This is a genomic window from Streptomyces sp. NBC_01304, assembly GCF_035975855.1.
GTDB lineage: Bacteria > Actinomycetota > Actinomycetes > Streptomycetales > Streptomycetaceae > Streptomyces.
Map to the genome: position 1 here is coordinate 109,517 of NZ_CP109055.1, position 23,359 is coordinate 132,875.

19 protein-coding genes and 3 pseudogenes are annotated in these 23,359 nt (G+C 68.6%); 11 read left to right on the plus strand and 11 right to left on the minus strand.

Going from position 1 to position 23,359, the window contains the following annotated elements:
* Positions 1-439: 439 nt before the first annotated feature.
* From OG430_RS00475 to OG430_RS00485, 3 genes and pseudogenes are all read right to left on the minus strand, one after another.
* Entirely contained in the window at positions 440-2,104 is a 1,665-nt protein-coding gene (locus tag OG430_RS00475) for a calcium-binding protein (protein ID WP_327350337.1), read from the minus strand.
* Positions 2,105-2,587: 483 nt separating this feature from the next.
* Entirely contained in the window at positions 2,588-3,523 is a 936-nt protein-coding gene (locus OG430_RS00480) for a DUF4436 family protein (RefSeq protein WP_327350338.1), read from the minus strand.
* Between the two features lie 392 nt (positions 3,524-3,915).
* Positions 3,916-4,116: pseudogene (locus tag OG430_RS00485) on the minus strand (IS5/IS1182 family transposase); the annotation flags it as partial.
* 501 nt (positions 4,117-4,617) lie between these two features.
* On the opposite strand from OG430_RS00485, the gene OG430_RS00490 reads away from it, so the two are divergent.
* Positions 4,618-5,868, plus strand: a complete 1,251-nt coding sequence (locus OG430_RS00490; protein ID WP_327350339.1) for a hypothetical protein — start codon at positions 4,618-4,620, stop codon at positions 5,866-5,868.
* A gap of 129 nt (positions 5,869-5,997) precedes the next feature.
* Positions 5,998-6,804 (plus strand): transposase family protein, encoded by an 807-nt coding sequence (locus OG430_RS00495; protein ID WP_327350340.1) that lies wholly within the window; start codon positions 5,998-6,000, stop codon positions 6,802-6,804.
* 201 nt (positions 6,805-7,005) lie between these two features.
* On the opposite strand, the gene OG430_RS00500 is transcribed toward OG430_RS00495, so the two are convergent.
* Together OG430_RS00500 and OG430_RS00505 are read right to left on the minus strand one after the other, a co-directional pair.
* Complete coding sequence (locus tag OG430_RS00500) at positions 7,006-7,305, minus strand: hypothetical protein (RefSeq protein WP_327350341.1); 300 nt, start codon at positions 7,303-7,305, stop codon at positions 7,006-7,008.
* Between the two features lie 158 nt (positions 7,306-7,463).
* On the minus strand, positions 7,464-7,673 hold the full coding sequence (locus OG430_RS00505; RefSeq protein WP_327350342.1) for a hypothetical protein: 210 nt from the start codon (positions 7,671-7,673) through the stop codon (positions 7,464-7,466).
* A gap of 223 nt (positions 7,674-7,896) precedes the next feature.
* On the opposite strand from OG430_RS00505, the gene OG430_RS00510 reads away from it, so the two are divergent.
* From OG430_RS00510 to OG430_RS00525, 4 genes and pseudogenes are all read left to right on the plus strand, one after another.
* Positions 7,897-9,741, plus strand: a complete 1,845-nt coding sequence (locus OG430_RS00510) for an ABC transporter ATP-binding protein (protein ID WP_327350343.1) — start codon at positions 7,897-7,899, stop codon at positions 9,739-9,741.
* 274 nt (positions 9,742-10,015) lie between these two features.
* Positions 10,016-10,758, plus strand: a pseudogene (locus OG430_RS00515) (transposase).
* The gene (locus OG430_RS00520; protein WP_327350344.1) at positions 10,755-11,153 is read left to right on the plus strand and encodes a hypothetical protein; all 399 of its coding nucleotides are present in this window, start codon (positions 10,755-10,757) and stop codon (positions 11,151-11,153) included. Before OG430_RS00515 ends, OG430_RS00520 begins: the two are co-directional and overlap by 4 nt.
* 178 nt (positions 11,154-11,331) lie before the next feature.
* Positions 11,332-11,814: a pyridoxamine 5'-phosphate oxidase family protein gene (locus OG430_RS00525; protein WP_327350345.1), complete on the plus strand. Its 483-nt coding sequence runs from the start codon at positions 11,332-11,334 to the stop codon at positions 11,812-11,814.
* A 635-nt stretch (positions 11,815-12,449) separates the two neighbouring features.
* Here the strand turns inward: OG430_RS00525 and OG430_RS00530 are convergent.
* The 3 genes and pseudogenes from OG430_RS00530 to OG430_RS49375 all read right to left on the minus strand — a co-directional run.
* Positions 12,450-13,682: a hypothetical protein gene (locus OG430_RS00530; protein ID WP_327350346.1), complete on the minus strand. Its 1,233-nt coding sequence runs from the start codon at positions 13,680-13,682 to the stop codon at positions 12,450-12,452.
* A 770-nt stretch (positions 13,683-14,452) separates the two neighbouring features.
* Complete coding sequence (locus tag OG430_RS00535; RefSeq protein WP_327350347.1) at positions 14,453-14,860, minus strand: DUF6193 family natural product biosynthesis protein; 408 nt, start codon at positions 14,858-14,860, stop codon at positions 14,453-14,455.
* Between the two features lie 166 nt (positions 14,861-15,026).
* Positions 15,027-15,104, minus strand: a pseudogene (locus tag OG430_RS49375) (hypothetical protein); the annotation flags it as partial.
* Between OG430_RS49375 and OG430_RS00540 the strand changes: the two are divergent.
* Complete coding sequence (locus OG430_RS00540) at positions 15,070-15,234, plus strand: hypothetical protein (RefSeq protein ID WP_327350348.1); 165 nt, start codon at positions 15,070-15,072, stop codon at positions 15,232-15,234. The pseudogene OG430_RS49375 and the gene OG430_RS00540 sit on opposite strands and share 35 nt — an antisense overlap.
* Positions 15,235-15,477: 243 nt before the next feature.
* Here OG430_RS00540 and OG430_RS00545 read toward each other — a convergent pair whose 3' ends face one another.
* A complete protein-coding gene (locus OG430_RS00545) occupies positions 15,478-16,479 on the minus strand; it encodes an ArsR family transcriptional regulator (protein ID WP_327350349.1) in 1,002 nt (333 codons plus the stop codon).
* 55 nt (positions 16,480-16,534) lie between these two features.
* Here OG430_RS00545 and OG430_RS00550 point away from each other — a divergent pair, with 55 nt between their 5' ends.
* On the plus strand, positions 16,535-17,869 hold the full coding sequence (locus OG430_RS00550; RefSeq protein WP_327350350.1) for an MFS transporter: 1,335 nt from the start codon (positions 16,535-16,537) through the stop codon (positions 17,867-17,869).
* Between the two features lie 171 nt (positions 17,870-18,040).
* Here OG430_RS00550 and OG430_RS00555 read toward each other — a convergent pair whose 3' ends face one another.
* Positions 18,041-19,843: a vWA domain-containing protein gene (locus OG430_RS00555; RefSeq protein ID WP_327350351.1), complete on the minus strand. Its 1,803-nt coding sequence runs from the start codon at positions 19,841-19,843 to the stop codon at positions 18,041-18,043.
* The gene (locus OG430_RS00560) at positions 19,840-20,901 is read right to left on the minus strand and encodes an ATP-binding protein (protein ID WP_327350352.1); all 1,062 of its coding nucleotides are present in this window, start codon (positions 20,899-20,901) and stop codon (positions 19,840-19,842) included. The genes OG430_RS00555 and OG430_RS00560 overlap by 4 nt, the downstream gene beginning before the upstream one ends.
* A 378-nt stretch (positions 20,902-21,279) precedes the next feature.
* Between OG430_RS00560 and OG430_RS00565 the strand changes: the two genes are divergently transcribed.
* From OG430_RS00565 to OG430_RS00575, 3 genes are all read left to right on the plus strand, one after another.
* Complete coding sequence (locus OG430_RS00565; protein WP_327350353.1) at positions 21,280-21,846, plus strand: TetR/AcrR family transcriptional regulator; 567 nt, start codon at positions 21,280-21,282, stop codon at positions 21,844-21,846.
* A gap of 35 nt (positions 21,847-21,881) precedes the next feature.
* Positions 21,882-22,553, plus strand: coding sequence for an enoyl-CoA hydratase/isomerase family protein (locus OG430_RS00570; RefSeq protein WP_327350354.1), 672 nt, complete (start codon positions 21,882-21,884; stop codon positions 22,551-22,553).
* A gap of 69 nt (positions 22,554-22,622) precedes the next feature.
* Positions 22,623-23,066: a PaaI family thioesterase gene (locus tag OG430_RS00575; RefSeq protein WP_327350355.1), complete on the plus strand. Its 444-nt coding sequence runs from the start codon at positions 22,623-22,625 to the stop codon at positions 23,064-23,066.
* Positions 23,067-23,359: the final 293 nt, after the last annotated feature.

Below are 23,359 nucleotides of genomic sequence, written 5' to 3' on the forward strand. Positions count from 1 at the left end.
CGCCTCCCTTTGGCCGGTAGCGTTGGCCGGCCCGTCGGTCACCGGCTGTCAGGGGCGTACTGCTCGTCGCCGTGATCGCTGTAGCCGTTCTCATCCTCTGGCTGATCTTCTAGGGCCTGCCTGCACTGAGATGGCGAGCCCCTTGTGACAGGTCAGGGCTGCTGGCTTCGCGGGTGGGGCCCGTTGCCCACAGGCTGCGGGCAACGGGCCGCTTGCTGACTCGGCTGTAACGGCGTCAGGCGGTCTGGTGCGGGCGGGAGGGCCAAAGAACCAATTGCTTGGTGTGTCGGGGCTGAGGCTCGTACACCTGCATCTGCTTCCGGCTGCTGCTGATTCTCGTCATACAACGAGCACCCGCAGAAGGCCGGGCCGCAGACTGCTCTGCCCCAGCCGGTGTGACCGACTGGGGCAGCGTCATGCGGGGGCGGAGCGGACCTTGCTAGGTGGTGCAGCTGTTGGCGGTTTCGGAGTTGGTGCAGGTGTCGGTGCCGTTTCCTCCGTTGACGGTGTCGGTGCCGGCTCCGGCGTCGATGGTGTCGTTGCCGTTGCCGCCGTTGATCACGTCGTTGCCGTTGTCCCCGTAGATGACGTCATCGCCGTTGCCGCCTTCGATGGCGTCGTTGCCGCTGCCGGCGTAGACGGTGTCGTTGCCGTTTCCGGCGTTGATGACGTCGTTGCCGGCGCCGCTGCAGATCACGTCGTTGCCGTTGGTGCCGTTGATGACGTTGGCGGACGCGCTGCCGGTGATGGTGCAGCCGTGTCCGTTGCCCACGGTCGTGTTCTGGGCGGCGTTGTTGTTACCGGCGTCCGGGTCGCTCTGCGTGGCGGTGGTCGTCGCGCTCGCGGTGAGGGTGCCGGTCGCCTGGGGTTCGATGGCGATCGCCACGGTGGCCGAGGCGCCGTTGGCGAGGGTGCCCAGGGTGCAGGTCACCGTGGAGCCTGCGGTGCTGCAGGTGCCCTGGCTGGGGGTGGCGGACTGGACGACCGAGGCCGAGCCGGAGAGCCCCACAGTGGTGGCGGTGGAAGTGGCGCTCTGCGGGCCGTTGTTGGTCACCGTGATGGTGTCGGTGAAGGCGTCGCCGAGGGCGACCGGGTCGGCGGCGTCCGTGACGGCTGTTGCCAGGTCAGCCCCGGAGGCGACGGCGGTGAAGACGAACACGACCGAGCCGTCGCCCGCGTTACTGCCGTCGGTGAGCGTGGTAGGTGAGCCGGGCACCGTGCCGGAGATCAGACTCGAGCCGCCGCCCCCGCCACCGCCGCCGGAGCCATTGTCGATGACGTCGGAGAATTCGACTGCACCGGAGCCTCCGCCTCCGCCGGAGTGATGGCCCGCGCCGCCGCTGCCACCGGCTCCGCCGCGGCCACCGGCGCCGGCATTGTTGATTGGTGCTCCCGCGCCACCTGCCGCGTTGGGCGATGAACCTGCGCTTCCGCTACCTCCCGGGACGCCCGCCCCCTGGACACCGCCACCCGTGCCGCCGGCGCCCGCTGTCGTCTGCGTGGCCGCGCCGCCGCCTGCGCCGCCGCCTGCGCCGCCGCCCGGCGAGGAGGGCCCGTCACCGGTGGCCCCCGGGCCGGCACTGTCCCCGCCGTTGCCGCCGCGCCGCGCGAAACCACTGTCCGAGATCTCCCCGGCCCCGCCGCCGGACCCGGCAGTGAGCAGCGGCGCGTCGGCTGCCGTGGTCACCGCAACCAGACCGCCCCCGCCACCACCCAATGGGAAGGAGCCAGTTGCACCCTTGGATCCGACAACAACGTTGAGGGACTGTCCGGAGGTGACCGCGAGGGTAGCGACCACCAGGGCACCCTTCCCGCCAACCCGGTCGTCCGCGTTGGGGCCGGCATTTCCGCCACCCGCGCCCTTGAGGGTCACCTCACCACTGGCGACCCCGGCGGGCACGGTGACACTGCCGGTGCCGCCGGCGGTGCACGTGATGGTCGTGGTGCTGACCACGACGACGGGCGGGCCGCACACGCCATCGGCCGCAGCCGGGGAGGCCACGGCGATCAGCCCGGCCATGCCCAGCGTTGCGGAGGCGGCCAGCGCGGCCAGTTGCCTGCACCGCCGGGTACGCGGCGGACGGTCCTTCGTGGTTGAAGACATCGTGGTGTCCCCTCTCCCTGCCCGCGCCGGGGCGGCGGAGACCTGAAGGGCCTCACCGAGGTTCCGCGGCGGCGTGGAGCCGCGACAAGGGGACGGCCTGATGCTGGTGAAACCGAGCAAGGCGCACGGCTGAGATTTCCACGACGCGGCAGGGGCAGGGCCACGACATGCTTCAACTAGCCATGCAGGCAAAGGAGTTGGCCGCCCAGTGTCGCTGCCGTCAGGGTGGCAGAGGCACTCACAGCCCTCGGCCGGTAATCAGCCACATCGACAACCAAGGCCAACCCCGGTCAAGCGGCTCACGGAAACCGACCCGACGTGGCGACAATGCTGCGGATCAGACCGTATTCGTTCACATGGCCGACAACCGTCGCCCCGGCCGGATCCGTCATGGAAGCGCGCCCAGGTCCAGCGGGAAGTCCTGTCGCCGATTTCCGTGTCCACCAATACCGAAGGCCTGCGATCGGGGTCGGCGAATCGATGTCAGTGGGCTGGGGCGCCGCCGTCCGTGCTGCTGCTGTCGACGTGATGATCGGGGTGGACTTCGGGGACTTCCTCGGTCCTTTTCTGCTTTTCTGTTCGGATTCCGGCGACGACGACGGCGACGAGGCAGGTGCCGACGATCGCCTCGGCCCAGAAGAAGCCGGAGTAGTCGATGAGACTTCCGATGGGCGGGTTGCCGGGGGCGGCGTTGCGGAATCCGGCGAGGGCGAAGAGGGTGGCGGCCATCCAGCCGAGCGCGGGCCAGACGAGGCCGCGACGCTGGTCGATGATCACCCAGGCGCCACCGAGGACAGCGAGAGCGAGACCCCACATGACGGCCGTCATCATGTAGCCCATCACGAACGTCGCGCGGGACCGGCTGATCTTCACGTCAAACGCTGCGGATCCGGCTTCTCGGCTCTTGCCGACGATGGAGGGCTTAAAGCCCGCGTCGGCTTCGCGCAAGGACAGGGATACCGGAACCGACTTGCCGCCGGCCTCGGCGGAGAAGCCGATGTTGGTGCGGTAGCGGTCGAAGGGGTAGTCGGAGACGCCACTGCCGTCCAGGCCGACCTTCAAGTCCTCGTAGGAGATCCGCTCACCAGCCTTGAGTTCGAGACTGCCGTGGATGAGTGAGGACGTCTCAATGTGGAAGTTCTGGGCCGGAGTGAAGGTGTCGCCGTTCTCGCTCAGGCGCCCTTGGGGCATCACGAGGACTCGCAGCGTCATCTCTCGGGCCACCGGGTCAACCTTTTGCACGGTGGCCTGAACGTCGAGGCGATCAGCGGTGTGGGTGCTTCCGGCGGTGTGCTGCTGCTGCCGGACGTCGCGTTCGTTGAAGTACAGGGCGATGCCGGTCGCCACACCGGCCAGCAACACCACGACTGCGACCAGGTTCCGGGTCAGCCGGGACTTCGGCAGGACAAGACGAGTCATCAGAGAGTCCTCTGCGGGCGGTCAGCCGCAGACTCTCCGCGACATCCTCACGAATCTACGCATTCCGCATCAAAAAGACCCGTACATGGAGTAACGGTTCCCCTGCGCCCCGGCTACGAACACTCATCGGGCCAAAGCCAGCACCCCAGGGAGGCCAGCAACCGAACTCCTCGGCCGCACCCCCTGCCCAGCCGGGCGGTGTCCCCTTCAGTGGTGGAGCAGCGATCGCTTCTCACCACTTGCCACCACCACATCGCGCTAATACACCGCCCTGCGGGACACGATCCGCACACCGGACCTGCGGTCGACGGCAGTCACCCCCAGCCCTGGCAGCCAGCCGACCCTGTTTATGCTCACGCCCATGACATTGGAATGGGAACAGATCATCGTGGGCGCATCGTCAAACTGATGCGCCAGTACGCCGTGACCAGCAGGGTCCTGTCTTCCAGCGGCAGGCCCCATGGTCTGCCGCGGCGGGTGGCGTCGGCCCCCGCGCGGAGCAGCGCCCTCACCAGTTTCGTGAACTGGCGCGGGCTCAGCCTGGTGAACGGGACTATCCAAGACGGCTCCGACGCCGTGATCACACCAGTCACAAAAAGATCATTTCAGTCGTAGGCCAGCGACCCGAGGGCAGGCACAAATGCCGTTCGGAGGCGACCTCCGGTCCCGTGCGCGTTGCTGATGGCCACGGCATCGCCGATCTCACTGCTTCACAAGAGCGCAAGCGTTCAACGCGTTCACGCCCTGCGGAGCCGCACCATCTACCGTCGCTGCCTTCCATGTTGTCTCCTGACGACGTCCGGTATGCAACAGCCCCCCGCCCACGCGGTCAGACCCTGCCGCGGTCTCATCGACGATGCGGTGAGGGCGCCGAACGACCATGAGGACGACGCGCGATGAGCATCGTTGAACCAGGAGTCTCCCCCGTCACCGCGGCCCTCTTTGGGCCGGACCTTTTCCGACCCAACGAGCGGACCGCGAGCCTGCTCGCCGCCGACATGCGGCGCATTCCAGCTCTCAGGAAGTCTTGGAATCCAGCGATAGGGACCCGTCTGTTTGAAGCCCACAACCCAGTCGGCACCTACGACTCCCACATGAGAGAGATCCCCCTCCAGGAAAACCTGGCCAAGACCCAACCCCTGAAGGACTTTCCCGACCTCCCTCTCGCTGTCGATGCTCCTCGTCGCCATGGCTTCGTCGCCCGCGGCACGTCACTCCTGCAGGCAATGACCGAAGTGATCCCCGTGCCCGATACCCCCTTCTGGCACGCAGTGGCCGAGCAGACCTACGGATACGCCTGGTGCCTCATCGACAACAACCAGTTGTGTCGGGACTGCGTGCACGGCTCGTGTTCTGTCAGCCTGTTCGACTCCTTCGCTGACTACTACCACTTCGCCGAACAGATGCCCGAAACGCTCGACATCACCGCACAGCGCGTCGTGGAGTACATCAATCACGTCCATCGCGACCACACGGCCGACGGCCAGGAACGTAAGATCATGGACGCCTGGCTGGCATCAACACAGGCCATCTACGCCGACGTCCTCCACCCCAAGGCCGAGCAACTGCGCCTTCCCGACGACGAACTCCGTACCATCCGATACCGCGTGATCAACGCCGCGATCCGGGCACTCACCCTCCAAGCCCGCCACGAGCAGGGGCCGCTCATCGGGGATGACAACACCGTCGACGCGGTCGCGCTCGCCGCCGTGGTGACGCACGATGCCTGCGACCGCCGACACGACAACGTCGCGAACGAGTACTACAACGTCCTCACCTTCACCGCCGCCCACACCGGCGTGGAGAGCGTCGACCAGGTCCGCCGCTTCTGCACCGACGTATGGGCCTGGGCCATTGACCACGGCGCCGACTGGGCCCTGCACATCGCCGGCCGGCTGCTCATCTGGCAGGTCTACATGGCCCGGTACCAGGCCGACGTCCTCCTCGACCACCTAACCGCCCCCCACCCTCGCGACCGGGCCGAGGTCAACCCCTACGGCGATTCGGTGCTCAACAGCCTCAACCCACTCCCGCCCAGCCCGACCCCCGACGACTTCGACCTACGCTCCCGCTGCCAGGACAAAGCCCGATACGACCAGAAGCTCCATGCCTGCCTGACCCACTTCCAACACTGCCCCGGCTGTCGTGGCTACGACACCGCCACTTGGCAGCAGCGAGTCCCCCTCATCGAGGCGGCCTACCACGCCAAATACACAGACAGTTGTTGCCTGAACACCATCAGCACCTACTCGATCCTCACCCCTCTCGATCACCTCTGGTGGGCGGCAGACCCCACAGCCCGCTACACCGGACCGGCCGGCGAATGGTCCCCCTTGCTTTGCTGATCCCTCCATCGGCCACTGACGAAGTTCTCACCGTCGGCCCCCAACACAGGGAATCCCACCAGTTACGGGACAAGCCTTACGAGCTCGTGCATGGTTGCGGGCCGGGCGTCGTGGCGGCACCGTTAGTCCATGGGGAGCGTTGCCCGTTCGGTGATCGTCAATGGTCCGCGAATCACCGGTCTGACCAGGGAAGTGATCGCTGAACTCGTCGCCGAAGTCGGCCCGTTGTGGGCTGCTCAGCGGTGCCGACGACTTTCGGAGCGTCCGAGGCGACGAGCGATGGGAGCCGGAGCCCGCTACAAGCTGGTGTTCGTCGACCGGCTGCTCGCCACGCTTGTCCATCTCCGCCACGGAGTCACACACGACGTGCTGGCCTGCTGGTTCGGCGTGGACCGTTCCACCATCACCCGGGCGATCGGTGGGGTTCGGCCTTTGCTGGCCCAGCGTGGCTGTGCCGTGGGGCCGGGCATGCGGCTGCGCACGCTCGCTGACGTGGCCGACTACCTCGAGACCAGCGGGCAGAGCGCCATCATCGATGCCACCGAGATCCGCGTCCGCCGCCCGGCCGCAGGCATCTACGGCCGCGACCGCTTCATCTCCGGCAAGAGCAAGCAGAACGCGGTGAAGGTCTTGGTGGTCACCGATAACCAGGGGCGGCTGCTGTTCGGCGGCGCGCTCAAGCCGGGCAGCTGCCCTGACATCACCCAAGCCCGCGATGCAGGATTAGTAGAACTGCTCGGCAGACACCGTGACCTGCGCATCCTCGCTGATGCCGGCTATCAGGGTCTGGGCGCCCACCGGCGGCCAAGTGGATCACGCCACCGCACCGCAAGTTCAGGAAGAACGCGTCTACTTGGTGGGAGGAGCGGTTCACCCAGCAGCGCAGGGCTCATGCATCTCGGCGCATTCGTGTCGAGCACGGCATCGCCCACTTGAAGAACTAGCGGGCCTTGGCTCGCCACCTCTCGGCGCGACCTTCTGGACGAACTCGTCCCGGCTATCGCCGGACTGGCAGCCACCCACCGAGCGTCACCACAGGCCGCCCCGACAGGGTGAGATCCGTCAGAGGACCACTTGACCATGTCCAGACGGCAACCATGCACGAGCTCGTTAAAGCGTGTTGCGAAAGTGGTGTTGTCAGTCGCCGTTGAATACGAGGTATCGGTGGGCTTTGCGCTCGTCTTGAGCTGTCAGGGCAAGGATTTCCCGCACTGCCTCGGCTTCCTCTGCGGCTGATTCATCCGCCAAGGACCGGAGTTCGGGGATGAGGATCCTGAGCCGCATCCGGTTGAACACGGTGTCGTCGTAGGGGTCGACGCATCCGAGCAGGGGCAGATTCTGGTTCGCCGCCCGCTCGCACTGGGCAGGGATGGATGGGTGCCCGTAGGTGGCTTCGATCTCGCCCGTGAATGTCCGGATGTCAACGCTGATTCCCATGAGCGCACGTTGGTGCCCCGCGGATCGTTCGGCCGAAGCTGCCGAGGCGAACCAGAACCTCAGCCAGGGGCACGTAATGCTTTCCGTGCCAGGCAGGAAACGTGATTCCCTTCATTCCCGCCGCTGCTTCGGCTGTATCGCGTGACATGCGGCCCCCTTCATTCAGCGAACCTTAGGCCAGGCCCAGTCACCGCGCTGTCCCCGGCAAGGATCTCGCCCATCGTCTCCCGCGTGATCTCCAGCCGGGACGCCACCTCTTCCTGTTCGACCAGGAGGGCCGTCAACTCTGCGATCTGGCGCCGCAGTTCAGCGATCTGCTCCTGCGCGTCAGCCTCCCGCCGCTCCAGCTCCTCCAGCCACGACGCCATCGCCGCGTCCCAGCCCCCGAAATCTGGACACGACGATCCGGCAAACGACCCCCGGCAGCAACAACCCGCCGCGACGATCTCACTCAGGGCGAGCTACACCCATCCTCGATTGGTCCCCTTTCGTGCATGCGGCCGGAAAAACGCTTGGACGGTCTCGAAGGCATCGCGGGACACTGCTCTCTTGCTTCGCAGGCGGGGACAGGGCCGGACAGGACGGGACGGAATGGAATCACCGGATCAACGCAAGGTCACTCCGCGCAGCGGTGCGGTCCTGCTCGCCCTGCGGCACTACAGCAGAGAGCTCGGCAGGCTCCGCAAGTTCACCGTCCCGGCGTTGCTCCTTCCGGCACTCGGCAACATCGGGATCAACTACATCGCGCCCCTCGTGGTGGCCAAGCTCGCCGCGCGCATCGCCGACGGCGGCGCCCCCTCCACCCGCGCGGTCATGCCGTACGTACTCGGCTTCGCCGCGGTGCTCCTCGTGGCGGAGGCGCTGTGGCGGATCGGCCTGCACTGCCTCAACCGGCTCGACGCACTCGGCGTCGAGCGCCTGTACGCGACCGGCATGGACGCGCTGTACGCCAAGGACGCGGCGTTCTTCCACGACAACTTCGCCGGCTCCCTGACCAAGCGCGTGCTCAGTTTCGCCTCTCGTTTCGAGGAGTTCGTCGACACCCTGGCCTTCAACGTGGTGGGAAGGATCGTCCCGCTGCTCTTCGGCTCAGTCGTGCTGTGGACGTATGAGCCGCTGCTCGTGGTCGCCCTCCTGGCGATGATCACAGTGACGGCGCTCTGCGTGGTACCGCTGATCCGCCGCAGGCAGCGGCTGGTCGCGCAACGCGAGGCAGCGATCGCTCGGGTTTCGGGCCATGTCGCCGACAGCTTGTCGAACATGGACACGGTACGTGCGTTCGCCGCGGAGGAGCGCGAGGCCGCCGAACACCGCTCACGGGTCGCGGAATCGCGCCGTCTGATGCTGCGCTCCTGGGACTACGGCAATCTACGCATCGACACTTTGGTCGCACCGATGTCGGTGGCCACCAATGCGCTCGGACTGCTGCTCGCCGTCACCCTCGGGAGCGTGCACGGTGTGGAGGGCGTGGTCGTTGCCTTCACGTACTACGCCAACGCGACTCGGATCATGTTCGAGTTCAACCAGATCTATCGCCGTATCGAGAGCTCGATGACGGAGGCCGCCCAGTTCACGGAGCTGCTCATGGACGAGCCGACGGTTCTTGACCCGCCCTTTCCGCAGTCCCTGCTGCGGGACCCGGGGAGCACCGGTGTCCGCTTCGAGAAGGTGTCCTTCTCCTACGCGGGCGGCGCAACGCTGTTCGAGGGGCTGGATCTGGAGGTGCCCGGCGGGTCGCGAGTCGGCTTCGTCGGCCGCTCCGGTGGCGGCAAGACAACGCTGACCAGGCTGCTGCTGCGGATGACGGACATCGACGGCGGCAGGATCCTGGTGGGCGGTCAGGACATCGGCACGCTCCGCCAGGCCGATCTGCGCAGTCTGGTCGCGTATGTGCCGCAGGATCCGGCCATGTTCCACCGCACGCTCCGTGAAAACATCGCCTTCGCCCGACCTGGGGCCACGGACGACGAGATCCGGCTGGCGGCTGAGGCGGCGCATGTCACGGAGTTCGCGGACGGGCTGCCGCACGGTTTCGACACCCTGGTCGGCGAGCGCGGTGTGAAGCTCTCCGGCGGCCAGCGTCAACGTGTCGCGCTCGCCCGTGCCATCCTGCGCGACGCTCCGATCCTGCTGCTCGACGAGGCGACCAGCGCCCTGGATTCGGAGAGCGAACTCCTGGTTCAGGAGGCGCTGTGGCAGCTGATGGAGGGCCGTACCGCCCTGGTGGTTGCCCACCGTCTGTCCACGGTGGCCGGCATGGACCGACTCGTGGTCCTCGATCACGGCCGCATCATCGAACAGGGCTCCCACCAAGAACTCCTCGCCTCCGACGGCGCCTACGCCAAGCTTTGGCTGCACCAGTCGGGCGGCTTCCTCGATGACGGTTCCGACGATCCTGAGCAGAGCGTCAAGGTGGCCACGGGGGACGAACACTGACGGCAGCAATTGGGATCCCACATCCACGGTGGGCCGCCCGCCCAGTCCTCGCCCGGCTTTCAGGGCCCCGCGGGGCGGGTGCGACCCGTGGCTTTCTGTCCACCCTGCGCCTCACCTCAGTCATGTTGTCATTGATGCCAGTGTGCCTGGTTACTGACGGTTTCGGACTGCCTGGCTTTCAGAGGTCGTTAAGTCCGATCTTCCCCGGTTCGTGATCGCTCGATCGTGGGACTGATCCGCACATCGATCGCCTGGTGGGCATGCTCATGCTGAGATGCGGGGCGCGAAGAGAGATCCATACCCGTGCGACTTATCGGACGAGCAGTGGGCGTTTGTCGAGCAGTGGGCGTTTGTCGAGCCGTTGATCACGGCCTGGAAGCGGGGCCGGGTAGCCCGGTCGGCGACCGGCGATCCCGGGGCCTGCGACCTGCGGGAGATCGTGAACACGATCTCCTATCAGAACCGGACGGGATGCCAGTGGCGTTACCTCCCGCATGATCTGCCGTCCTGGTCGGCGGTGTTCTACTACTTCGGCTTGTGGCGCGAGGGCGGGCTCGACCAGCGGATCTGTGAACTCCTGCGCTGCCAGGTGCGGGAGAGGGCGAGGCGATGAGAGGACCCGTCCCTCGTGATCATGCGTCCGCCCACGACAACGCCGCCGGCACCGCCCTACTCGACCAGGCCGCCGAGCGGTGCGGGATGCGTCTGGATAAGGCCCTGGTGGACCAGGGCTTCAAGGACGAAGTCCTGATCCATGGCGCATTGTTGGACACCACCGTCGAGGTCGTCCGCCGCGACCCCGCCGATCAGGCCAAGGGCTTCGTCCCGCAGCCCAAGCGGTGCATCGTGGAGCAGGTCACCGGCACGTTGATGCTGCACCGCCGCCTGGCCCGCGAGTACGACCACCGCACCGACACCTCCGTCTCCCGCGTCTCCTGGGCCTCGATCGCGAACATGACTCGCCGCCTCACCACACCGAGCCCGGCCTGGCGCGACACCTTCGAGCTGGCCGCGTGAACATCACCGAACTCCTCGCCGGCTTGCAGGCCCAGCACGACAAGACCACGGCCCGGGTCGGTGAACTACGCGACCAGATTGAGCACTTGGCCGCCGTCCTGACCGAGACCGAAGCGCGGCTCGTGGACCTGGCGACCACCCGGAAGGTCATCGCGGAACTCGCGCCGGCCCAAGACGGCACCGAACCACCCGAGACGTACAGCGTCTACCAGGCCATCGTGAATGCCTTCAACAAGCGCCCTGACCGGGAGTTCCGGGCCCGTGAGCTGCACGAGCACCTCGGCATGCTCACCGGCGAGGCATCCGTCAACGTCACCCGCGCCCGCCTCGGACGCCTCACCCGCCAAGGCTTCCTCACCCAACCCGGACGAGGCCGCTACCAGAAACGGACCTAGCGCTGCCCTCTGAGAGAGGCTCCGTCCGGCTGAGTGAGGAGCCCCTGAAGTAGGAGACGCCCAAAATGGGCGCAAGCGGGAGACTCGGCGCGCATGTCAGGCTATTCGCCGCCGCGACGAGCAGGTTTTCGGGTCAGCGCGGTCGGCTTGGCGGTGCGTCAGATGTACGGTCTGCGCCATGGACGCTGGGAATCTTGAGGTCGAGGGCCGGGCAATTATCGACGGCAACCGTTTCATGACGCTGGGAACCGCGAACATGGACGGCGAGCCCTGGGCGTCGCCAGTCTTCTATGTGGCCGACGGGTACTCGACGTTCTACTGGATCTCCTCACCCGAGGCGACGCAGGTCCGCAACATCGCGGTGCGGCCCCAGGTCGGCATCGTGGTGTTCAACTCGCAGCAGGAGCCAGGCACCGACGAGGCGGTGTACATGGCCGCCACAGCGTGCGAGCTGACCGGAGCCGAACTGGACCATGGCCTGGAGGTCTACCTGAGCGCGGCTCCATTCAGCAGGGGACCGGAAGCCTTCCGCCCTCCCGGCCAATACCGGGCGTACCGGGCAACGGTCACCGAACACTTCATGCTCTGCCCACTGGCGTCCAGCGAGCCGTGCCCAGTGCACGGCCGCATATCCGACCACCGCGTAGCAGTACTCCTCTAGCAGGCCCCCTACCAGAAACGGACTTAACGCCCTCTCAGGTTTCCTGTGACTCCGGCGTCGGATCTGTGTCGGATCGGGCCTGGAGCAGTCTGTTGTGGATGGCAGCCAGGTGGGTGAGGACCTGTTCGGATGCGTGGGAAGCCATGGCTGCTTGGACGGCGGCTGTCGCTGGGCCGTTGGAGAGCCAGGACGAGAGCTCGGCGTAGGTCGCGCTCGTGGTGTCCCAGTAGGCGTTCCTCGCGACCAGCCGTCCCTGTCGGATGTCGGTCTGGGTGGTGACGAACTCGTGGAGGTTGGCGATGGACGCCGCGTTGTCGAGGGCGGACGAGCAGCTGGTGAAGGAGATCCGTGGCGGTCTGACGGCTGAGGAGATCGCAGTTCGTCACCGGCGTTCCGCAGGTGCGATCCGGGCACATGCTGTGCGGATGACACCGCCCTCCGCGCGGGTGGAACGCAGTGATGCGCTCGCGAAGTTGGGTATGCGCCTGGCGCGCCAGGCGCCGTACGACTGGCGGGCGGCGCTCGCCGAACGAGACAGGAGCGGCGGTCCGGGCAGCGCTGCCGACGCCAGGTATGACCGTTGCGGAGAATCCGGCGGGACTTCACACCCTGGTCAGGTCCACTGGGCACGGACATCAATCCAGCATGGGGTTGCCGAGAAGGTTCCCGTCCCCACAGGGCCAGGGGCCCTCGGCCAGGGACCCCAGTGGGCTGTGGAAGGAGAGAATCTCGCTTCCCAACGACACGACAACGCGGCCGTCATCCAACAGGAGCGTGCGTCCCATGCTGTTTCGGCTGTCGTCCATCGCGAACAGTTCGTGCGCAGCCAGGTCCGCGTCGATGGCGAGGAGGCGGCCGTCGCGCCAGAACACGGCAGTGCCCTCGCGGTCCATCGCGGGATACGACGTGTAGTAGCCCGTCAGCAAAGGACCGTCCATGAGCGTGTTGTCCGGCGCCAACCTCCGGAATCGTGACTTCGACGGCAGGCAGTTCTCCAGCTCGGGGCCGCAGATGGCGCCCCGGCCGTTGACAAGCATCGCGCCATGACTGGCCCATCGGGCTGTCTCACTGCCGTCCCGGTCGTAGCGGCCCGTGGTGAATTCCCCATACCCCTGGGACCCGATCAGGAACTCGCCTAGACCAGCTATCGCCTTCCGGCCTGAGGGAGCGGGAGAGGTAGCCGAGACGATCGCTCCACCGGCCAGGCCCAGGAAGAAGGTCCTCCCGAGTCCACTGCGCGTATCGGTGAAACTGGCCGCGACCCTGTCTCCCGAGACCAGCAACGGCTCCCAGTGATCGACGGCCACCTCTTCCGGCACCCACGGCCGAAGCGGACGTACCTCCCAGCCGGTCTCCACGCCCGCCCCCACCACACCCGGATGCGACACGGTGCCCAGCACGATCGGCGTCGACCACACGCAGCTCCCCTCCCACGTGTACCTGGCAACGCGAGGCTCAGGAATGGCAGGTTGTTCGTCTTGCGACATCCGCAGAACGCGAGAAGCACCGGCCCAGGCGATACAGAACCCGTCCTCGAGCAGGACGAACGCGCTGACCTCCTCACCGGCCTCGCTCTCCGGGACGACCCTCCGGTGTGTGGATCCGTCCGGAAGGATGCCCTCCAGAATCCGGCCGTCCAGGTGCGGGTACGCGACCCAGAGCGTGCCATCCGCGGATAGACGGGACTGCGGCCGACCCGTCCCGGCGAACGTCCGCTGCCAAGCCTGCGAGCCTGAGACGTCGACCATCGTCACGACCGTATCCAGTGGGCCTGCCCCGTAACTGGTCACGTACAGCGGGCCGGACGGATCCTGCGCGGCCACCGACCAGATCTGCCCCGGCATGGCGATGCGCGACGAGAGAGTCATACGTCCGCATCCTGCCGGACACCACCAGTCCTGTCAGTGGCTTGATCAACGATCAAGAAACGGCCGCTCGACCTGGTGATCAGCAACTGGCGTCTTCCGAGGCCGCTTGAGGCCTGCGGGGCGTGCTCTTGCTCACGATGCCATTAGGGCGGCATGCCGCCCGGGGGCGGAGGCGGAGGCGGCGGGATAGGCGGCGCAGGGGGAACGCGCGGCCGGGCCGGAGCCACGGTAGAAGGCGGTGGGGGTGGTGACGATGGACGCCGTAGGGGCTGACGGGGCTGGCGCGAGGGAGCCGGCGGCGGGCCCGGCGGCGGAGGCAGAGGCGGTTCCACCATCGGCAGCAGCGGTCCCCCTGCCCGTAGTCGGGCAATGGCCAGCTCTGCGCGACGACGAGCTTGCGGGCCGTCGTCACGGATAAACTCCAGCCGACAAGCATTGCCGTGAAGCCTGCGCACGGCAAGCAGCTCGTAGCCGAGCCCGTACGCAATCTCCTCAACCCGCCGCTCCCTGGACGCAGACTCGCTGGTCAGGACTTCCACCCGCCCACGACCGTCGAACCTCGCCCGTATCTCGTCGTCCGTCACCTGACTCCCTTCAGGGAATTGGGCAGCCAACCGGCCGCTGCCGCACCGGGATCATCACACGTGCCATCGCGCGGCCTCTTGCTTGTTGTCACCTCGTCTGCACCGAAATGGCCAGCGCCATCAGGCCCAGGGCCAACGCGCAGGCCGAGCGCGCGCTCGGCCTGCGCGACGCCATCTGCGGCGCTCCTACCCGTTGTTCCCCCGCCTCTGCCGCGCTTCGTACTCGGTCAGTTCGTCAGGGGTCCCGGCGAATGCCGGCCCGCAAGACGGCGGCAGTCTCTCGATCACCATGTCCAGCGCCTCATCGAGGGTGTCGGCCCAGCCGACGAACTCCGTGCGTGAGGGGCCGCATACAGCCCACCGTCCGACTTTGGCCGGGGCGACGTAGGGGATGTCCCAGGTCCAGCGCTGCTCAGTGCAGCGAGAGAAATGCAGCTCCCACATTCCCGACCACGGGTACAACTGCCGGAGCTCGGGACGCTCGTACGCGGCCTGCACCAGTTCCCGATCGACGTGACCGGAGGCCAGTTGCTCCTGCCATCGGGCTTCCACAATGTCCGCGGCTACTGACGGGTCCATGTCGCTGTTCGTCATGACGGAAGTCTGCCGGAGACTGGGCTGTACAGCTTGAGGTCCGAGATGCCGAGTTTGCCGCGGAGAGAACATGATCTGGCCCCTCTCGGGGAGGAACGGGTCCGAAGCGCGTGTCGGTGGCGTACGGGTAGAGCGCGAACGGGCTGCCGGGCCCCTGCAGCGCGTGATAGTCGGCGGCGACGGTGACGGTGTCCGGAGCCTCGGGGCTCGTGAACGCGTACAGATCGCTGCCGTCGATGGGCAGATCGGCCGCCGTGGACGGGGAGTCCACATGGCTGGCCGCACCGGCCCGGCCGGTGACCGGCCCGCCGAACCAGCCGGCCGCGAGCACGGCGCAGGCGAGCGCCGTGCAGGCAGCGGGGTGGGAGACTTGACGAACTGTCACGGCAGGAACCTCTCGGTGCTGCCCCGCCTGGCGCCGGGCGTCAAGCCCCGCTGCACGCCACCGAGTGCGACCGCGCCAACGGAGCTATGCCGAGCGGGGCACTGCCCGTGCCTCTTCGATCTTGACGGTGGGGCTGGTGGGCTGCGGCATGACGGCGCCGACGTCATGAAGGCCGGCCAAGTCTGCGATGGTGGGCAGATCTTCCGGTTGTCCATGCTCACGCACCCAGTCGCTAACGTCCTTGGGGACTGCCCTTACGGCAGAGCCCGTCGCCCAACTCGCTCCTGCCGTAACGCACGCTGCGACCGGCCCGGGCCCGCACCACAAGCCCCGCCTCGTACAACACGGACAGGTGCTGGCTGACCGCGCCCGGTGTGACGCCGAGCCGGTGCGCGAGTTCCGTGGTGGAGGCGGGTTCGGCAAGCAGCAGCAGGATCCGGGCGCGCGGAGCACCGAGCAGCCGGGCCAGCGCATGCTCGGCGACCGGGGGCGGAGCCTCGCCAAGCTGGGCGCGGCCACGTGCCGGGTAGAAGAGGGCGGGCGGCAGCTGAGGGGTGCACAGCGGCTGGGCGCCGCGGGCGAAGAGCGTCGGGGTGAGAACCATTCCTCGTCCCGCGACGGTGACCTGCTCGCGCCACCAACCGCGCTTGCCGTGTGGGGAGATCAGGCGCAGTACCGCCTGGTCACCGTCCCAGGCGAGGCGTGGGTCGATCCCGGTGAAGAGCGCCTCGGCGCCTTCCTCCGCCAGGACCCTGCCCCGGTGTGCGAGGTCTCCCTCGAAGACCGATTGTGCGCGCGGCCACCAGGCGTCCGCGAGGCAGTCGGTCCAGTACGACTCCAGGGCGTCGGCGATTCGGGCGAGGAGCCGGTCCGGGTCGCCTGCGAGGACGGCGGGCAGCGGTTCGCCGTCGCCGTACGCATCGCACAGCCCTGACGTCACGACAGCGGCCCCGGTGGCGCGCAGCAGCCGCAGTTCCTCCGCAAACGTGGGCCGCGCGCGGCTCGGACGCGGCGTCAGGAAGTCAGGAATCCACAACCGCCCGGTGACCATGGCGTCGAGGATCTCCACGTCCTGACGACCGTAGGCGGCGCGCATTCTCCGCAGCCAGGGCCGCTGGAACGGATAACGCACCGGATCACGCCAGGCCCGCAGCGAGAACGCGGCCTCCTGGAGCGGCGAGTACGCGAACGAGGTGCGGGCCAGGTCACCGACGCCGAACAGGAACTCGATCATTTAGCGGAACAGTAAATCAATGCCGTACGCGACGGCAGTGCCCTGGGATGTGTCCGTGACCACCACACCTGCCCCCGCACCGCAGACGGCCGCACCTCACGCCACCCGCCCCGCCCGCTTCGCCAGATTGGTCCCCGCCGGCCCGGTGCTGCGCCGCCTCTCCCTCCTCACCCTCCTCAACGCCTTCGGCCGCGGCCTCGTCTTCCCCCTCATGGTCCTGTACTTCACGCGCATCGTGGGCCTGTCCACCACCTCGGTCGGCATCGGCCTGACCGTCGCCGGACTGTGCGGCCTCTTCGCGGGAGTGGTCGCCGGCCGCCTCTCGGACCGGTACGGCAGCCGCCCCGTGCTGACTGCCCTCTGGCTGGGCTGCGGCATCGTGATGGCCTCGTACACGCTGATCGACTCCTACGTCGGCTTCCTCCTCTCGGTGATTTGCTTCGCGGTGGTCAACCAATCGAGCTCCGGCGTGCGCAGCGCGCTGTACGCGGAGGTGATGGAGCCTGCGACGCGCGGCGAGGGCCGGGCCCATCTCCGTATGGTGACCAATGTGGCGATGGGCCTCGGCGGTGCACTGGGAATGCTGGCGCTGCAGGCCGACACCCGCGGCGCGTACACGATGCTGCTGCTGGCCAACGCGGCCTGTTTCGCAGGGGCGGCGCTCCTGGTGTGGCGGCTGCCGGTCCGCCGCACGGTGGCACAGTGCGTCGCGGAGTCGGACGCGCCGGTGAGCAGCTGGCGGGCCGTCCGCGACCTCCCCTTCCTCACGGTGACCGTCCTCAACGGCATCCTGGTCCTCCAGCACAGCCTCCTGGAGATCGGCCTCCCGCTCTGGATCTCGCAGAACACCGATGCTCCACGCTGGGCGGTCGCACTGATCGCGGTCCTCAACTGCGCGCTGGCGGCCCTCCTCCTGCAGACCCGCATCACCCGCTCCGTCGACGACCTGCCGCGCGCCGTCCGCGCGATGGGCCGCTCAGGCCTCCTCCTCGGCCTGGCCTGCCTCGCCTTCGCCCTGACCGCCGGCCTCTCCCCGTTGTGGGCGGTCGTCGTCCTCGTCGTCGGTGCGGTGATCCAGGTCTTCGCCGAAGTCCTCTCGGCAGCCGGCGGCTGGACCCTCGGCTATGCCCTCGCCGACGCCCGCGCCCAGGGCGTCTATCAGGGCGTCTACTACTCCGGCTTCTCCGCCGCGACGATGGCCGGCCCCGCTCTGATCACGCTCACCGCCATCGAACACGGCACCGCGGGCTGGATCGCCCTCGCGATCCTCTTCGGCGCCGCAGGCCTCGGCTTCGCTCCCGCGGTCCGCTGGGCCCGCCGCGACGGCGACTGGCGCGGCGAACCGGGCTACCAATCTCCGGGGACCGCCGGCGGGGCTGGTCGGCCGTGACAGGTGAACGCGGCAGAGCCGCAGCCCGGGCCTGCTTCGCCAATGCCGCCCAGCGCATCCTGGAGTTCGGCGGGTGAAACCTCGGGGCACCGAGGCCCGCGGCATGCCACCAGAGCTTGAGCCGGCCGGGGCTGGAGAGCCGGTCCCGGGGAGCCGCGCCGGACCAGTCGCTCAGCGCACCCGGAAGACCGGTCCGCGTGGGGTGAACGGCAGTCCCGCGCCCTCCGGGATCAGGTAGGCGTGCTCGCGGCGTACCCTGAGTACGTCGCACCAGCCGTCGGTGATCACCAGGACGGGGGCGGCCGGCGGGAAGTCGTCGGCCCGCTGCAGCAGGTCGATGCCGGGTTGCAGGACCGTGCCGCCGCGTCCCCTGACGCGTACCCGCCCGGCGATCTCCGTCGGCGCCAGGAACCCGGCGTCGTAGGCGGCGGCATCGCAGAACACCACGCGGGCGGCCGGCACGTCGCGGGCCTCGGCGTAGGAGGCGATCGCACCCAGTGCCTTGGCGAGCAGCGGGCCGGACATCGAGCCCGAGGTGTCCAGGACGACGCCGAAGGTGCAGCGGGCGACTTCCTCGGGTGGGAAGTAGCGGCCCGCGCGGGGGATGTCGGGGGTCGATGCTTGGCGCCGGGCGGGCCGGGAGTAGCTGCGCACCGGCTCGGGCCGGGGCACGAACTCGTCGAACCAGCGGGCCAGTTGGGCATCCCACGGGACGGGTGGGTGGGCGAGTGCGCGAATCTCCTGGACCAGTCCGGCCGGTAGCAGGCCGCGCTGTCGGTCGGTGTGCAGCTGGTGGCCCTGGACGAGGGCGCGCCGGTAGAACTCGTCGAGGTCGGCGGGGTCGGCGGTCCGGCCGGGCAGTGGTTCGCCCAGGATGTCGCCGGTGCCCTTGCCGCGCAGGGTCGCCAGGCGTCGGCCACGCCTCAGTCCGGTGGCGATCCGGTCGTACACCTCCTCGGTCGACAGGCCCTTCAACTCGGCGTCGTACAGCAGCCCTTCGGGCATCGCGCCGACGTTCATCTCGACCAGCCAGCCGTTGATGACGTAGTCGGCGGCGACGTTGAAGAGGTAGTGGTCGCGGGCGCCGCGGCGCCCGCCGTGGCGCAAGGCGGCGTGCAGCATCTCGTGGGCGAGGATGAACTGCCACTCCTCGTCCGTGAACCGCTTGAGCGGGTTGATGTAGATCTCGCCGGCGCCTGCGTCCACGGCGGCCACGGAGATGTCGTGCACGCGGGCGAGTTCGGCGTCGGCGACGACGGTCAGTCCGGCCGCGAGGCCGCCGAGCAGCGGGTAGGACGAGACGAACCAGTTCAGGGCGCGGTCCCAGGGACGCTGGGCGACGCGTTCGCCGGTGAGCCGGTCTCGGCGGCCGCCCGCGACGTCCATCGCGGCGGAGACCGTCCGGGTCAGGGCGTAGGCGAAGGCGAGTTGCCGGTCGGGCAGGGTGGTGTCCCAGTGCGGCCAGGGGACCAGCAGCTGGTCGGGTTCGCCGTCCGCGGTGCCGCCCCGCTCGTAGCCGGCCGGGATGCCGGCCTTGCGCCAGCGGGCGGCGAGCTGGTCCTCGTCGCCGTCGGGGTAGCTCTCGGGGAGGTGGTCGGGGGCGGTGCCGATGGGGAAGGTGGCGAGGAAGCGGTTGACGACGGTGCAGCGGGCGGCGAGGTCGAAGCGGTCGGGCTGGTCGCGGGGCTCCTTGGCGGCGGGCAGATGGCCGAAGCCGAGGTGGAGGAGGGCGTGGGCGAGCGCCCAGGCCCACTCGCCGGGTTCGGCGCGGCGGGTGGGGTGGACGTGCACCCGCCCGTTGGAGTCTGCCCGGACGAGGCCCTGGCCGGGGGCGTCGGCGTTTCCTTTGGTGCGGACGAAGTTGGCATCGACGGCGGCGAGGGCGGGGTTGCGGCGCACCAGGTCAGCGCCGGCGGCGAAGGCCTCGGCGGCCGGGTCGGGGCGCTCCGCGCCCTGCTTGCGGGACCGGCTCAACGGCGGGCCTCGACCAGGCGCGGCATGTCGCGGGCGGCTTCCACCAGGAACCAGGCGGGCAGCACCGGGTTGCCGTCGGCGTCCTCGGCGATGACGGTCTGGGCGACCTCGACGGAGATCTCGGCGAGCTGGACGAGGAGCGACTTGGCGCGGTAGGAGGTCTCGCGCACGGCGGCCGAGGCGTGCTCGCGCCGGGCCGGCAGCTCCTTGACGAGCCGTCCCCGGAATGCCTCGGCGAGGTAGTAGAGCAGGTCGCGGTCCTCGATGCGGCGGGGCCAGGAGGCGTCACCCTTGATGATCGCCTCGATGCCGTAGGTGTGCCGCACGATCTTGGCGTACCCGCAGAAGGAGACGGCGTGGGCGGGGGTCAGCGTCCCGTGCGCCACGATCTTCAGCGTCTCCTCGTCCAGCGCAGGACCGAAGGAGTGCAGCGCGTCGGAGAGCATGTGCCAGGAGCGGGGCGTGGAGAACGGCTCCTCGGTCTTGGGCGGCTGCGACCACAGGTGGTCGGGCCGGTCGGCGAGGTAGTCCACCACCCAGGGGTGGATGCCGTTCTCGCCCGCCCACACCAGCCAGTCGGTGGCGGAGGCCCGCAGGTGGACGTGGGTGAGGCGGTTGACGAGCGCGGAGGCGATGGGGCGTGCCAGGGCGTTGTCGGTGGCGCGGTTGCCGGCGCCGATCACGATCGAGCCTGCCGGGAGCTCGTAGTTGCCGATCCGGCGGTCGAGGATGAGCGAGTAGAACGCCTTCTGCACATCCGGGGTCGCGGCGTTCAGCTCGTCCAGGAAGAGGCAGTACGGCTCGTCGCGGGCGATCGCCTCCGGCGGGCAGAACACGGAGCGGCCGTCGCGGATCTGCGGCACGCCGATGAGGTCCTCAGGGGCGAGCTGAGTACCCAGCAGGCTCACGCACTCCAGCCCCAGGGAGTCGGCGAACTTCCTTACCAGGGAGGACTTCCCGATGCCGGGGGCGCCCCAGAGGAAGACCGGGCGGACTGTGGCGAGGCCCAGGAGGAGCTCCGGGATCTGGGCGGGAGTGACGGTTACTGCGGCTTGCAAGCGGTGGGCTCCTTCGAGGGGGATGTCCTGTTCGCCCAGTGTGCGGGGCTGGTGGGGACGGTCGCACCTGATTTTCCCTGCTCTGGCGATGCCTCGCCCCGCCGGCCAAGCTCCGCCGTCGAGGTCGGCTGCGTGCCTTCCTCCCGTGCGCGGCGTCGACGGGGCGGTACGTGCCCGCCTGCGCTGAGCACGCGAAGAGCCGCGCGGCCCAGAAGCCTGCGGCGGCGGCACCGATGACGGTGCCACGACCACCCCCCTTGCATGTTCTATGCCATACACCATAAGTTACCGAGAGGTAGCCCGTCTGGCGGGCCACCCTGTCGTCGGGAAGGCGGTGACGGGCAGGTGAGTCCGCGCAGGAGTGACAGCCGTGACCAGATGATCCTCAGTGCCGCTGCCCTGCTGGGCGAGTACGGGACGAGCGCGACCAGCATCGACCGGGTGCTCGCCCACAGCGGCGCCCCCCGCGGCTCGGTCTACCACCACTTTCCCGGCGGGCGCACACAGCTCATCGACGAGGCGGTGGCCTTGGCCGGGGACTTCGTCACGGGGCTCCTCGACGCCGCCGTGCGCGCCGACGACCCGGTGGACGCCATCGACGCGTTCTTCGTGCTGTGGCGCGACCGGATCACGGAGAGCGACTTTCGGGCCGGCTGCCCGATCGTGGCGGTGGCCGTGGAGTCCAATGACGACGCACCTCAACTCGCCCGCTCCGCCGCCGCGGTCTTCGCCCGCTGGCAAGAGATCCTCACGGCTCTGTTCGTCCGCCACGGCCTGACCGAACAACGCAGCCGGAGGCTGGGCTCCTTCATCATCGCTGCGGTCGAAGGCGCAGTGATCATGTGCCGGGCCGAGCAGAGCACCGCCCCGATCGAGGCGGCCGCCGCCGAGATCCACGGTCTGCTCCTCCACACCCTCAACGACCGCCCCCAATCCCAGCCGTAGCCGCCAGCCGCCCCACACACTCCGAAGGAATCGCCATGCCCTCGCTCGACCGGCACGACAACGTCTTCGTCCTTCACCTCGGGGACGGAGAAAACCGCTTCCACCCCGACTGGCTCACCGCCGTCAGCGCCGCGCTCCACGAGGTGGAGAAGACGGAAGGCCCCCGCGCCCTGGTCACCGCCGCCACCGGCAAGTTCTACTCCAACGGTCTCGACCTGGACTGGCTGTTGGCCCATGGCGACCAGCACCAGGACTACGTCGCCTCCGTCCACGAGCTCTTCGCGCGGATGCTGTCCCTGCCGGTCATCACGGTGGCCGCACTGCAGGGGCACACGTTCGCCGCTGGTGCGATGTTCTCCCTCGCACACGATTTCCGTGTCATGCGCGCCGATCGCGGCTACTGGTGCCTGCCCGAAGCGGACATCAACATCCCCTTCACCCCAGGCATGTCCACCCTCATCCAGTCCCGGCTGGCGCCGCAGACCGCACACGAGGCCATGCTCACCGCCCGCCGCTACGGAGGCACCGACGCCGCGTCCACCGGCATCGTCGACCGGGCCGTCCCCGAGGACGCCGTGCTCTCCACCGCCATCGCACTCGCCCAGTCACAGGTCAACAAGGCCGGCGACACCCTGGCCACCATCAAGGCCCGCATGTACACCCCGGCCCTCACCGCCCTGCGCGACACCACCAACCCGCTCGGCTGACCAGCACCCCACCCACCACACCGCAGCCCCTCCCGGCGGCGCCACCAGCTGCATCCAAGGAGCACGACCGTGACCACCACCGACCCCACCACCATGACCGGCCTGGAACTGATGCGCTGGGTGCAGACCGAACGCCCCACCGACATCCCTTCCATCGGCCGCCTCCTCGGCATGCGCTTCGACGAGGTCGACCACGGCCGCATCGTCATCTCCCTCGACACCCGCCCCGACTTCGCCAACCCCCTGGGCACCGTCCACGGCGGCATCGCCGCCACCCTCCTCGACTCCGTCATGGGCTGCGCCGTCCACACCACCCTCCCCGCGGGCACCGGCTACACCACCCTCGAACTCAAGGTCAACTACATCCGCGCCGCCCGCACCGAAGGACAGACACTCACCGCCGAGGGCACCGTGATCCATGCAGGCCGCCGCACCGCCACCGCCGAGGGCAAGGTGCTGGACGACCAGGGCAAACTGATCGCCCACGCCACCACAACCTGCATGATCCTCTAAACGCGGCCAAGACCGTGCGGCAGACACTGGCGTCGGCCAGGAGGTCATCACCGAGACCATCCGCAGCCTTCCAGCCGCCCAGATGACGTTCGAGGCCGCCCGGGCGAACCAGCACAGCGGGAACTACCCAGTGCTGCTTGACGAGATCGGGTCGGCGTGCGCCCGGCCCACGTGGAAGCAGGCAGACCTCCGTCCCGCCGTGAGTGCCTCCCGGCCCGAGAGCGGGCCACCATCGCCGACCACCGCCGGGGACACGCTCATCCCCGGCATGTCATGCCCGGCGGCCACCTCGT

Excerpts from the sequence above, each read along its gene's own strand:
- OG430_RS00495 (WP_327350340.1), top strand. The coding sequence starts at position 5,998 with ATGGGGAGCGTTGCCCGTTCGGTGATCGTCAATGGTCCGCGAATCACC.
- OG430_RS00490 (WP_327350339.1), top strand. The coding sequence starts at position 4,618 with ATGAGAGAGATCCCCCTCCAGGAAAACCTGGCCAAGACCCAACCCCTG.
- OG430_RS00525 (WP_327350345.1), top strand. The coding sequence starts at position 11,332 with ATGGACGCTGGGAATCTTGAGGTCGAGGGCCGGGCAATTATCGACGGC.
- OG430_RS00500 (WP_327350341.1), bottom strand. The coding sequence starts at position 7,305 with ATGGGAATCAGCGTTGACATCCGGACATTCACGGGCGAGATCGAAGCC.
- OG430_RS00545 (WP_327350349.1), bottom strand. The coding sequence starts at position 16,479 with ATGATCGAGTTCCTGTTCGGCGTCGGTGACCTGGCCCGCACCTCGTTC.
- OG430_RS00475 (WP_327350337.1), bottom strand. The coding sequence starts at position 2,104 with ATGTCTTCAACCACGAAGGACCGTCCGCCGCGTACCCGGCGGTGCAGG.
- OG430_RS00570 (WP_327350354.1), top strand. The coding sequence starts at position 21,882 with ATGCCCTCGCTCGACCGGCACGACAACGTCTTCGTCCTTCACCTCGGG.
- OG430_RS00480 (WP_327350338.1), bottom strand. The coding sequence starts at position 3,523 with ATGACTCGTCTTGTCCTGCCGAAGTCCCGGCTGACCCGGAACCTGGTC.
- OG430_RS00535 (WP_327350347.1), bottom strand. The coding sequence starts at position 14,860 with ATGACGAACAGCGACATGGACCCGTCAGTAGCCGCGGACATTGTGGAA.
- OG430_RS00510 (WP_327350343.1), top strand. The coding sequence starts at position 7,897 with ATGGAATCACCGGATCAACGCAAGGTCACTCCGCGCAGCGGTGCGGTC.
- OG430_RS00505 (WP_327350342.1), bottom strand. The coding sequence starts at position 7,673 with ATGGCGTCGTGGCTGGAGGAGCTGGAGCGGCGGGAGGCTGACGCGCAG.
- OG430_RS00530 (WP_327350346.1), bottom strand. The coding sequence starts at position 13,682 with ATGACTCTCTCGTCGCGCATCGCCATGCCGGGGCAGATCTGGTCGGTG.
- OG430_RS00565 (WP_327350353.1), top strand. The coding sequence starts at position 21,280 with ATGATCCTCAGTGCCGCTGCCCTGCTGGGCGAGTACGGGACGAGCGCG.